Origin of the sequence: Marinimicrobium locisalis (assembly GCF_039822625.1) — a bacterium.
Classification (GTDB): domain Bacteria; phylum Pseudomonadota; class Gammaproteobacteria; order Pseudomonadales; family Cellvibrionaceae; genus Marinimicrobium; species Marinimicrobium locisalis.
The window spans coordinates 1-10507 of record NZ_JBDLLG010000039.1; the positions used below are offsets into that span (position 1 = coordinate 1).

General features: G+C 48.8%; 12 protein-coding genes. 10 read left to right on the forward strand and 2 right to left on the reverse strand.

Translation table 11 applies throughout. The annotated features are described in order from the left end of the window. Positions 1-150 precede the first annotated feature (150 nt). From AAE514_RS17855 to AAE514_RS17885, 7 genes are all read left to right on the forward strand, one after another. Positions 151-717 (forward strand): hypothetical protein, encoded by a 567-nt coding sequence (locus tag AAE514_RS17855; protein ID WP_347332925.1) that lies wholly within the window; start codon positions 151-153, stop codon positions 715-717. A 92-nt stretch (positions 718-809) separates the two neighbouring features. After that, entirely contained in the window at positions 810-1259 is a 450-nt protein-coding gene (locus AAE514_RS17860) for a hypothetical protein (protein ID WP_347332926.1), read from the forward strand. Positions 1260-2342: 1083 nt separating this feature from the next. Next, positions 2343-3713 (forward strand): group II intron reverse transcriptase/maturase, encoded by a 1371-nt coding sequence (gene ltrA, locus AAE514_RS17865; protein ID WP_347332927.1) that lies wholly within the window; start codon positions 2343-2345, stop codon positions 3711-3713. 255 nt (positions 3714-3968) lie between these two features. Further along, the gene (locus AAE514_RS17870) at positions 3969-4355 is read left to right on the forward strand and encodes a hypothetical protein (protein WP_347332928.1); all 387 of its coding nucleotides are present in this window, start codon (positions 3969-3971) and stop codon (positions 4353-4355) included. Positions 4356-4966: 611 nt separating this feature from the next. Next, the gene (gene ltrA, locus AAE514_RS17875) at positions 4967-6262 is read left to right on the forward strand and encodes a group II intron reverse transcriptase/maturase (RefSeq protein ID WP_347332929.1); all 1296 of its coding nucleotides are present in this window, start codon (positions 4967-4969) and stop codon (positions 6260-6262) included. Positions 6263-6448: 186 nt separating this feature from the next. Next, positions 6449-8020, forward strand: a complete 1572-nt coding sequence (locus AAE514_RS17880; protein ID WP_347332930.1) for a transposase — start codon at positions 6449-6451, stop codon at positions 8018-8020. Between the two features lie 189 nt (positions 8021-8209). After that, positions 8210-8620 (forward strand): hypothetical protein, encoded by a 411-nt coding sequence (locus AAE514_RS17885; RefSeq protein WP_347332931.1) that lies wholly within the window; start codon positions 8210-8212, stop codon positions 8618-8620. 81 nt (positions 8621-8701) lie between these two features. Here the strand turns inward: AAE514_RS17885 and AAE514_RS17890 are convergent, their stop codons facing one another. Together AAE514_RS17890 and AAE514_RS17895 are read right to left on the reverse strand one after the other, a co-directional pair. After that, complete coding sequence (locus AAE514_RS17890) at positions 8702-8992, reverse strand: type II toxin-antitoxin system RelE/ParE family toxin (RefSeq protein WP_347332932.1); 291 nt, start codon at positions 8990-8992, stop codon at positions 8702-8704. Next, positions 8985-9206, reverse strand: coding sequence for a TA system antitoxin ParD family protein (locus tag AAE514_RS17895; protein WP_347332933.1), 222 nt, complete (start codon positions 9204-9206; stop codon positions 8985-8987). The genes AAE514_RS17890 and AAE514_RS17895 overlap by 8 nt, the downstream gene beginning before the upstream one ends. Before the next feature lie 183 nt (positions 9207-9389). On the opposite strand from AAE514_RS17895, the gene AAE514_RS18645 reads away from it, so the two are divergent. From AAE514_RS18645 to AAE514_RS17910, 3 genes are all read left to right on the forward strand, one after another. Next, positions 9390-9671: a type II toxin-antitoxin system RelE/ParE family toxin gene (locus tag AAE514_RS18645; protein WP_430623921.1), complete on the forward strand. Its 282-nt coding sequence runs from the start codon at positions 9390-9392 to the stop codon at positions 9669-9671. A gap of 15 nt (positions 9672-9686) precedes the next feature. Beyond that, positions 9687-10001: a HigA family addiction module antitoxin gene (locus AAE514_RS17905; RefSeq protein WP_347332935.1), complete on the forward strand. Its 315-nt coding sequence runs from the start codon at positions 9687-9689 to the stop codon at positions 9999-10001. Between the two features lie 87 nt (positions 10002-10088). Next, complete coding sequence (locus AAE514_RS17910) at positions 10089-10448, forward strand: hypothetical protein (protein ID WP_347332936.1); 360 nt, start codon at positions 10089-10091, stop codon at positions 10446-10448. Positions 10449-10507: the final 59 nt, after the last annotated feature.

Genomic DNA, 10507 nt, shown 5'->3' on the forward strand with positions numbered 1-10507 from the left:
GCATGAGATAATTCCTCTAGTTGTCGTGCTCGGTATAAGCACGTAGGGGAATTATCTCAGCTCTCGAATTCTAACTTTGCCGCGGAGCGGCTTCGTTCAACAAACGCGTCAAATGCGACGCTCGTACCTCGCGCGCTTTACGCGGGCGTTATGAGTGATCAGATGTTGAGACTCCTACAAGTAGTATTACTGTTGCTTTTACCTCTATATGGTTATGGGGGAAATGACTCATTTGTATTGGTTAATGAGAAAGAAGCTGTTGCAGGGGCATCTTCTTACATGGATAAGCTATTGAAAGGAGAAAAATTGACAGTAAGCTTTTTCCGTGAAAAACATAGGGGGCATAATCTAGACGAAACTGAAGCGAGAAAACTATACTGCGACGAAATTCTTGAGAATGAAGGTTGCGAAAATCTATTTCAGCGTATGTCAAAAGAAGGAGAAAGCAGCTTCTTCTTGAAGTGGTTATCTCATTATTTGCGCTCTCATGGCTCAACATTCGATATTGTGGGTGCTAAGTTTCAAAAACAAAGTGAAACGTTCTGCAAATACGTAATTGCAGGTAGAATTGGCAGCTTGAATGTCACGCTGCAACACTATTCATGCTCCGACACATTGAACCTAGAAGGGGAAGTAAGCATTACGTATATCAATGGCATTCCTTTGAAAAATGAGATTTTAGAATATGGTATCGAGTATGAGAAAGACAACTCATAACCAAGCCATTAAATGCGCTTCCTTCGGTCGCCGGACGCTCGTTCCTCGCGCCGTTTATTGCGGACGTTATACGTCCTTAGAGGTCGAGTGCAATGCATACGGTAGAGATTGAAAAATTTCCACTGAGGTGGAGGTGGACGGATGAAAAATATTGCCTCCTGCCGGAACATGAACTCAGAAAAATCCGTCCATTATCTGAAAGTGCAGCAGCCAAGGCCTGGGAAACGTCAATTCGGCTTGTAGACGCAGAGAGCGATTTTTCTCCTTCTGCGGAATTATTTACGGATATTGAATTTATTTCTGCCGAAGATTCTAACTTAGTAAGGCAATGGCTTCAGTCGAAAATACCTGATGGAGAAATTATCGCTTCTTGGCAGCCGGAGTGGGCTGTAATTACTGAATCCGAACTCTTTATCAAGTACTGGGATGAGTTCTGCTACCCTTCGAGTGACGATGTAAGTATTTGGTCAAAATCAGAAAAGTGGGTTGTGCATTATCATCACCATGAGAAGTTCTGCTATGGCAAGTCAAAAAACGTATAACAATACGTGCCAGTCGGACAGTTTGTTACGTGGCTCTTTTTGTGCTTTGCGCTACGCTAGCACAAAACGCCACTCCACAAACTGCCGCTGCACTTTGCGTTATGAATAAAGGAGCATAAACATCAATCCAATTTGGGGCCTAGGGATTTTTGTTATTTTTGGGTTGGTTCACGTATGTTCGTGGGCTTACCTACGGATTCACCAGCCCAAAAGTGACCTATATAGGCGCCTAAAAGTTTCGCCGTGGATTCTGGGTTTAGCGTGTATTGTAGGAGTCATTATGGGTTTAAGTGCCGGCGCCAACTCCGAAAGCAATATGAGCTGGCTCATCGGCATCGGTGTTGCTCTTTGCACCGTACTAGGAATATTAGGCATCGGTTGGTTCTGGAGCGTGGGGCTCCCGGGACTTTCTACAATCTCAATTGGGCGCTCTAAATGAAAAAATTCATAACCATGCCATTATCGTGCCGAGATAAATCCGAAGTCTTGGGATGAATTATTTTAATTCGGAAATTGATTAGTGTTACCCAGTGGGCGCGGAAGCTTGTTCCAAATCCCACCAAGTCAAAACCTAGCCAGTAGGCAAGTAGCGAAGCTCGGGTGCGATCTTGGCAACAAGGTGTGCGAAGCATGGGTGGAGCGAGGGTGTAGGCCATTTATTGAGCCCCGAAATATTGTATAGTCGTGGAATTAAGCATCGGCGGATGCGAAAGCTGACGGAATTGATGGTCTGGAAGGCAGTAGCCTCAAGCACGCTATGGCAAGTGTTTGCGGCACCACCGGGGTCTAGGAATTTGGCATGCGTCTAAAGGGGTAGCTCGGGAACTCGGGAGATCCAGCAAACGTCCTGAACCAGAGACCGAAATAGGCTAGTCGGTATAGAAGAAAGCCCGGCTTCTAGCGGCGATTTACTGCGCGGCCAGAAGAGTCCCCGAGTGGAAACACAAACCGTCCAGTAAGGGTTTGCAGGTACTGGGGGCCAATAGCGAAAGCAAAGAAACCCAGGATGCGTGGCTGGAAGTCTTAGCGGATCATAGTACCGAGGATCGGGCCATAGAGGTCTGGTCGGGAAGGTGGGGAACGATGACCTTAAGGACCCACTGTAGGGAAGGTGAAGCCGGGTATGACGTGTTGATGAATCGAACGACAGGAGATACTTTGGGATCACTAACTGTCTCACTAAAACTTTATCAGCTGAAAAAGCAAGCCAAGGAACACCCAGGCAGGGTGTTCACCACGCTACATCATCTGATTGACATCGACTTTCTCTATGAGGCCTACCGTTGCACCCGAAAGGATGCAGCGCCGGGAGCGGACACAGTGACAGCAGAACAGTATGCTGAAAATCTCGCGTCCAACCTTGAGTCACTCTACACACGTTACCGAGAGGGGAGCTACGTAGCCCCTCTTGTTAAGCGTGTATGGATTGGGAAAGATGATGGCGGTCAGCGCCCATTGGGTATTCCCTCATTTGAAGATAAGATCCTACAGCGAGCGGTTGTGATGCTGCTAGGGGCGATCTACGAAATGGACTTTTACGACTTTTCGTACGGTTTTAGAGAAAAGCGCAGTGCGCATGACGCGCTACTTACGGTGAGGGATAGATGCTTTAAGGATAAAGTGGAGACCATCATTGATGCTGATGTGAGCAAGTTCTTCGACCACATGCAGCATGATTGTTTGCGTGAAATACTCAAACAAAGAATTAATGATGGCAAGATATTGCGCCTAATTGGAAAGTGGCTGAACGCTGGGGTGGTCGAAGAAGGACAGGTTGTCTACCCATCTTGCGGCTCCCCGCAGGGCGGAGTTATCAGTCCTATACTGGCGAATATTTATCTTCACCATGTTTTGGATGAATGGTATATCAAACAAGTTGAGCCTCGGCTGAAGGGGAAAAGTTTCCTGGTTAGATTTGCCGATGACTTTATACTTGGCTGCGAGCGCAAGGAAGACGCGGAACGGTTGTTTGAAGTATTACCTAAGCGGTTTGAAAGGTTTGGGTTAACCGTTCATCCTGAGAAAAGCCAGACGATCCGCTTCAAGCGGCCGAGCCGTTTCGAGTCGAAAAGCCAAGCGGGAACCTTCGATTTTCTCGGATTTACCCACTATTGGGGATTGTCAAGGAATGGCCATTGGGTGATCAAGCGGCAAACGATGAGGAAGCGGCAAGCGAAAGCAATGCGCAATCTGTACTTGTACTGCCGTATTCATCGGCACGATTCTGTCCGAGAGCAATATGCCAAGCTAAAGTCTACGCTCTGGGGCCTGTATGGTTACTACGGAATTCGAGGAAACTATCGAGCTCTGTGGATGATATACCTGCATGCTCAGAAAGCCTGGCGCAAATGGTTGGGCAGAAGAACGCGCGATGGGTATATATCGTGGGAGAAGTTCAGGCGGTTCTTATCGGTCTGGACTCTACCCATGCCAAAAATCTCAAAGCAGGTGTAGTGGCTTGTCGGGTCTAAAGTCATATGTTGGGAAATATGTTGTATCCCAATCACCGAGGAACCGGATGACGAAAAGGTCACGTCCGGATCTGTGGGGAGCGTCGCCCGTAAGGGCGGCTCTTACCCGGAAATTCGCTCCCTCCGGTCGCCGGACGCTCGCAAGCTCGCGCCGTTTATGGCGGGCGTTAGGGGTCTTATGAGAGTACTTATATATTTCAGAGACTTCTTAGTTCTGGTCGGTGGAATAACGCTACTCGTGCTAAGTTTTGACGCCTATAACTTTTTATTTCCAAGCAAAATTGAGCCTCAACCGGATCTATTTGATTGGAGCGTTGTATCCGAGCATCCGAATCACGACGAATCGGTAGTTGCAGTACTGGAACGTGGCGTAACGAATACCGGGGCCAACACTGCTCCCTTTTATCACATCGAATTACGGACGGCAGAGAACTCTAGTGAATGGCAAAATCACTGGATGGTATGGAGCAGTCAAGTTCGCAAACCTCCCAGCATCAAGTGGATCGATCAAAATAATATCGAGATTAAACAGATAAGTCATAGAGTCTGGGAGTACGAACCATCCGTAGAGTTAAACGGTAAAACTTATGGTGTTTATTTAAATGTATTGCCAACACAACCCTAACAAGGCGTACCAGTACGCCGCCGCAAGCGGCGGCAGGAGTGCGCCCGTGAGGGCGCGTCATCAGCAGGGTGCAAGTCCCTGTCGAAGTAAGTTAGTCCTTCGAAGTGGAACTTAACTGCATCATCGCGAGGTGTTGTGGAGAGCAAAGGAAAACGAACTTTCAGTCCGTAGTAAAGCGAACTCGATTCGGTTCTATAGTGTGGCGATCCTTCTCCTGCTTGGCGAAGCCTGAAACACATCAGCAACGTTAACTAACGCTAAACGATTGTTGAACACTATGGGATGGTTGGAGATGGAATGAAAGGAAGGTGACGCGAGATAAGCGGGGATACCTGAACGCTGAAGTGACAGGGTTCAGGAGTCAGAACCCTCATAGTAGCGCTGTAAATGTCATACGACCATTGATGTGTATTTTAAAGCTAAGCAGAACCTACTGCTCGATCAAAGCGTAGGTGTGGCCGCACCGCTCGACAAAAGAAATACATGCGTGCCATTAATGAGCGGGATGATGTTTTCGAGACAAGCAGAAACCAAAGCTGCCTGAAGCGAAGGGGGGTAGGAAGATTGATTCGGGTGACACAGAGCGCGGCCCTTACGGAGATCTCCAGTGAGTGAGTACTCTAAACAACGATCAGAGCCACATGACTATGTTTTGTGGTGAAGCCGTGGTCTGGACACCCCGAATGCTTGCGGCGCTGGCTAACGGCGTCAAAGGCGGTAAATGGCACAGCCTGATGGACAAAGTGTATGCGCCGAACACGTTAGCGCTCGCGTGGACAAAAGTCCGCGCGAACAAAGGCGCTGGCGGCGTAGATGCAATGAGCATCAGAAAATTCGAATCACGGCAAACGCAGTACCTGCACGAACTTCACGAGGCATTGAAAAACCGGTACTACCGACCGCGAGCGGTGAAACGGGTCATGATTCCCAAAGCCGATGGCAGTGAACGGCCGCTGGGCATTCCGACCGTAAAGGATCGGATCGTACAAATGGCCATAAAGATAGTACTGGAGCCGATCTTTGAGCGCGACTTCAGTAACGACAGTTACGGATTTCGTCCACAAAGAAACGCGAAAGACGCCCTGCGTGAGGTGAACAAGCAGTTGCGCGCTGGTTCAAGTTGGGTAGTGGATGCGGATATCAAAGGGTATTTTGATGCAATAGATCACACCCTGCTGATAGCCCTGCTACGGGAAAAGATAGCAGATCAGACGCTATTGGAGCTGATCGCATCCTATTTAACACAATCCATCTTCGATGGAACGGATGAATGGACACCCATCACCGGTTCGCCCCAAGGCGCGGTTCTAAGTCCACTGCTGGCCAACATTTATCTAACGGGATTGGATAACGTTATCGGGGAAGACCACAAAATCATCCGCTATGCGGATGATTTTGTCATTCTCTGTAGAAGCCAAGCAGAGGCAGAAGCCGCGCTGGAAAAAGTGACGCAATGGATGACTGCACATCGACTGACCTTGCACCCGAGTAAAACCAAGCTCTGCCACGAAGCAAGCGACAAAAAGGGATTTGATTTTCTGGGCTACAACTTCTGTCGGGGTTGGCGTACAGCGAGGGCAAAGGCAATAAAAGGTGTGCGGGACAAGATTCGTCAACAGACGGGGCGAAAGCCAGGGAAGAGTTTGCGGGCGGTCATCGCGGCCTTAAACCCGATACTGCGCGGCTGGTTTGAATATTTTAAACATGCGCAACACCGACTATTCTGCTCTATTGACGGCTTTGTTCGGAGGCGTTTACGTAGTATTCTACGTAAGTACCAAAAGAAGCATAGCGGTACGGGACGGAATGTGTTGGATCATAAAGCATGGCCAAATACTTTCTTCGCAAAGCTTGGGCTTTTCACGATGCACGAAGCCTATGTTCAAGCGAGCAAGTCACGATGCTGAAACAATCGACTGGAGAGCCGTATGCGGGAGAACTGCATGTACGGTTCGGAGGGAAGGGAGAGAAATCTTCCTTACCCCTATCGCTCGCAAGCTCGCGCCTCTGTACGCGGCGTTGAGGCTGTAGAAAAACTCCAAAAACAAGGCGTTTTTTGATAAAATTGGACATCGTTTAAAGGACCCTACGCCATGCCAAACTTCAAGAAATACGACTACAGCCAAAGCGCGATGGTGGTGATCGACTTTGAAGAGCAGCTACAGCCGGGCACCTTTGAGTTCACGCTGCACAAGCTCATCGACAACCATATTGACCTCTCCGCTTTCCACGAAAAGTACAAGAACGATACCGGCGGCCGCTCAGCCTACGATCCGTCGATTCTACTAAAGATCATTCTGTACGCTTATGCCAAAGGAATTACCTCCAGCCGGGAAATCCAGTGGCAGTGCGAGCACAATATCATCTTCAAAGCCCTGTCCTGCGACTCCGTTCCCCACTTCACAAGCATTGCCAGCTTTGTCAGTAGCTACCCCGACGCCATTGAATCGGTATTTGAGCAAGTGCTTCTGGTCTGTGACCAGCAAGGCTTACTTGGCAATGACCTGTTCGCCATCGATGGCTGCAAAATGCCCTCCAATGCCGCCAAAGAACATTCGGGAACCCTGAAGGAGCTCAGCGAGAAACGCGACAAAATCAAACGGAAGATCCAAACCTGCCTTAAAGAGCATAAGAAACTGGACGGTCGAAAACCCAGTGAACGTGACCGCAAGCATCAGCTGAAGCAAGCCTCGGATACCCTAAGCAATGCGTTTGATCGCATCGACCAGTTCCTAAAGACCGCAACCCCACGGATGGGGAAGGGTAAACGGCCCAAAGAGGTCAAAAGTAATATCACCGATAATGAATCAGCCAAGATGACCACGAGCAAGGGAACGATACAGGGCTACAATGGCGTCGCCACTGTCGATAAGAAACACCAGATCATAGTGGATGCGCAAGCCTTCGGAGAGGGTCAGGAGCACCATACATTAAAGCCTATTTTGCGGTCTATACAGGACCGGTTCAGCCGCTTAGGGCTCAGTGACAACATCTATAAAGAAGGAACAGTGATTACCGCCGATACGGGGTTTTCAAACGAAGCGAACAATCAGTATCTAAAAGAAGAGAGCATCAACGCCTACATCCCAGACAATCAGTTCCGCTCTCGCGACCCTAAGTTCAAGGATCAAAAGGCCAGGTACGGGCATCGCCACCCTGGCAAAGGGGCCGACAAGAACGTAATACCCGCCCGCGAGTTCGATTTCAACCCCGTTAAGAAAACCTGCACTTGCCCTCAAGGCAACCCCATGTGGCTGCATTCCGAACGAGTTCAAAGTAGTGGGAATCGGCTGATCGCTTTCGAAGGACGCCTGACCGACTGCCGAGTCTGCCCTATAAAGTCAGACTGCATGAAGAATCCAGAATCGGCCAGCACCCGAAAAGGGCATGGTCGACAGGTATCGTTTATCCTTAAGGGAAAACGCAAATCCACCGCCACCGACTGGATGAAAAAGCGAGTCGACAGCCTCAAAGGCAAACGGATCTACGGCCATAGAATGTCGGTGGTAGAACCGGTGTTTGGAAACATAGGCACCAATAAGCGCCTGAACCGTTTCAGCCTGCGCGGGAAAACCAAAGTTCAGGGCCAATGGCAGCTATTTTGCCTGGTACAGAACGTGGAAAAGCTGATGAGATATGGTAATCTCGGAGCTAATACGGCATGAAGGGGCTAATATCGCGCCACTCTATGAATTGAACACTTTGTTTTGCATCTTAGTCGAAATTTTTCTTGGATTCGACCGGAAGCCGCAGCAAAAGTGAAAATGGACATGGGCTTAGGAGAGCATTTTGGCCAATTTGTTTTTCTACAGCCTCGTTAGCTGCTTTCTAGTCCCCGAATGGCGTCAGTGATTATGGAGTTGGGTGAAAGAAAAAGTATCAAGAGATTGGTTTTTCCCGGAGTAATTCTCATAGGCATTATTTGGTTGCCTTTTTGCTGGTTTCTCGCATACGTATCTATCGATAGTGGTAGCCTGGAAACCGGCGCAATATCTTTACTTTTAAGTGTAGTGCTTGGTTGTCTGGTGATTCGTCATTTGCACGACCTATACGAGTATCCGCCTGTAGAGATCAATGGTAAGCACATGATTATTACCGCTCCACTGAGAAAACGTGGCATATATGAACTCAGTAACGTAAATCGGGTTCTCATGTTTGGCCCAGCACTTTTCTTTACCCACATGGGATGGCCAATATTCGTAACGCTTCGTGGTCTAAAAGCGGAGCAGATATCAACGTTAAAACAAGTCCTGAGTGGCAGCTAACAAGGCCAGTCACAGCGACGTCTACTACATTGCGGCTTCGCCTCGATTTCGTAGCCGCGCGTGCTGAGCGGCCTTACAACATCATTTCTCCCGCTTTAGGTCGCGGTAGAAGTTTTCGTGTGATCCCAGAGCCATCAGCTCAAGGACAAGAGCGCCATCATCAAAACTGTAACCCAGCAGAGTCAGTTGCTTATTCATTTTGAACTTATGGACTCGCAAAAACGCCAGGTCCCCTTTCTTCTGTTCACCAATGTTGGGATTGGCCACTAGGTCCTTAACGGCCAAATCGAGGTCTTTTTTCTGGTTGGGCTTGAGCTTCTTCACCGCTTTTTTGAATGTAGGGGTCTGTAATACACTGTTAGCCTTAACCAAAGTCGTAGGCCTCCAGCTTTCCGGCGTCTCGCTCGGCCTGCGCGATGATGGCTTGCCTTACAAACTCGTAGGGTAAGTCCGGGTTGTCTTCCATCATCTCGCCGATTTTTGCCCAATGTTCTATTTGCTTGGGCGGGGTTCTGTTAAGCGCTTTAGCTATAATGGTGGCTTTTTCAATAAGGTTCTGATCTAAGCGAATACTGGTGGTAGCCATTTGCACCTCCTACGTTGACTGTTTTATATTGTAGCAATGCGCCACAATCGAGGCAAGTTGTAACAAGGCGCCGTTGTCGGGCTGCTTTTCCGCTGGCGCTACAAAGCAGCCGCAAAGCGCGGCGTTACGCAGGCATTGCCTCAGCCTGTTGATATATGTCACGTGACGCGCTACATTCGCCCAATGATTAAGACTTTCGCCGATAAGCGCACCCAAGAGCTCTATTCCAAAGGGAGAACCAAAAAGTTCCCGCCAGACGTGGCTCAAAGAGCCGCCCGGAAGCTCGAATATGTGCATTTGGCGGAGGGTTTGGGTGATCTGAAAGTGCCCCCGGGCAATAGGCTCCATGCGCTTTCGGGCGACAGGCAGGGGCAGCACGCTATTTCGATCAATGCGCAATGGCGCATTTGCTTTCGTTTTGAGAATGGTGACGCATACGACGTTGAAGTCTGCGATTACCATTGAGGTGAGGTAACAGCTATGGCTATTTCCAATACTACCGGCATTCAGCGTAAACCAACTCATCCTGGCGAGATGCTTAGGGAAGACTTTATCCCGGATTACGGTCTGAGCGTTGCTAGGCTTGCTGAGTTGCTTGGAGTCTCTCGCCAGTCAGTGAATGAATTGCTGCGCGAACGCCGCTCACTCAGTCCGGAGATGGCACTGCGGCTGGGCCGCCTGTTTGGTAACTCTCCCGAGTTTTGGCTGAATGCGCAGAGAGCGGTCGATTTGTGGGAGGCGTCTCAGTCAGCCAAAGATGATGTCGCCAAAATTAAACCACTAGATGCAGCGTAACCAAGCCATAAAGTACGGGCACTTCGCGCCGGACCTCGCTACGCTCGGCTGTTGTTGGCAGCGTTATGCATTTGGAGAGTATTAATAATGAAATGGCTTTCTCTTGTTTTACTTCCGATAGCATGTAGTAATTTATTCGGAGCGCTTGCAGTTTTATCGGGTCTTTTCGGTTTTTATTGGCTGAGTAACAGTCCTGTTAAAATTGGCTTCGCAGTAATCGGACTTATTATTGCTGTGCTAGCCATACGGAGTAATGTCAAAGCATCAATGGTTATGGGTTGGCTATTCATTGCCGCTGCTGTAGGGTCAATTGTCACTTTGATTAAAGGTGTTGAGCTTAGCTCAATGCCAGCAATAGCATTGTCGGTAGCGTGGGGCACTGTCTTTGGCATCAGCGCAGTTTTATCTTACAAATATAAAAAGCGGCTTTTACAAAAAAATGCATAACGAATAAGGATATGTTGCGCTTGCCGCAACCTATCTCATTGTTGAACGAGCCCGGGGGT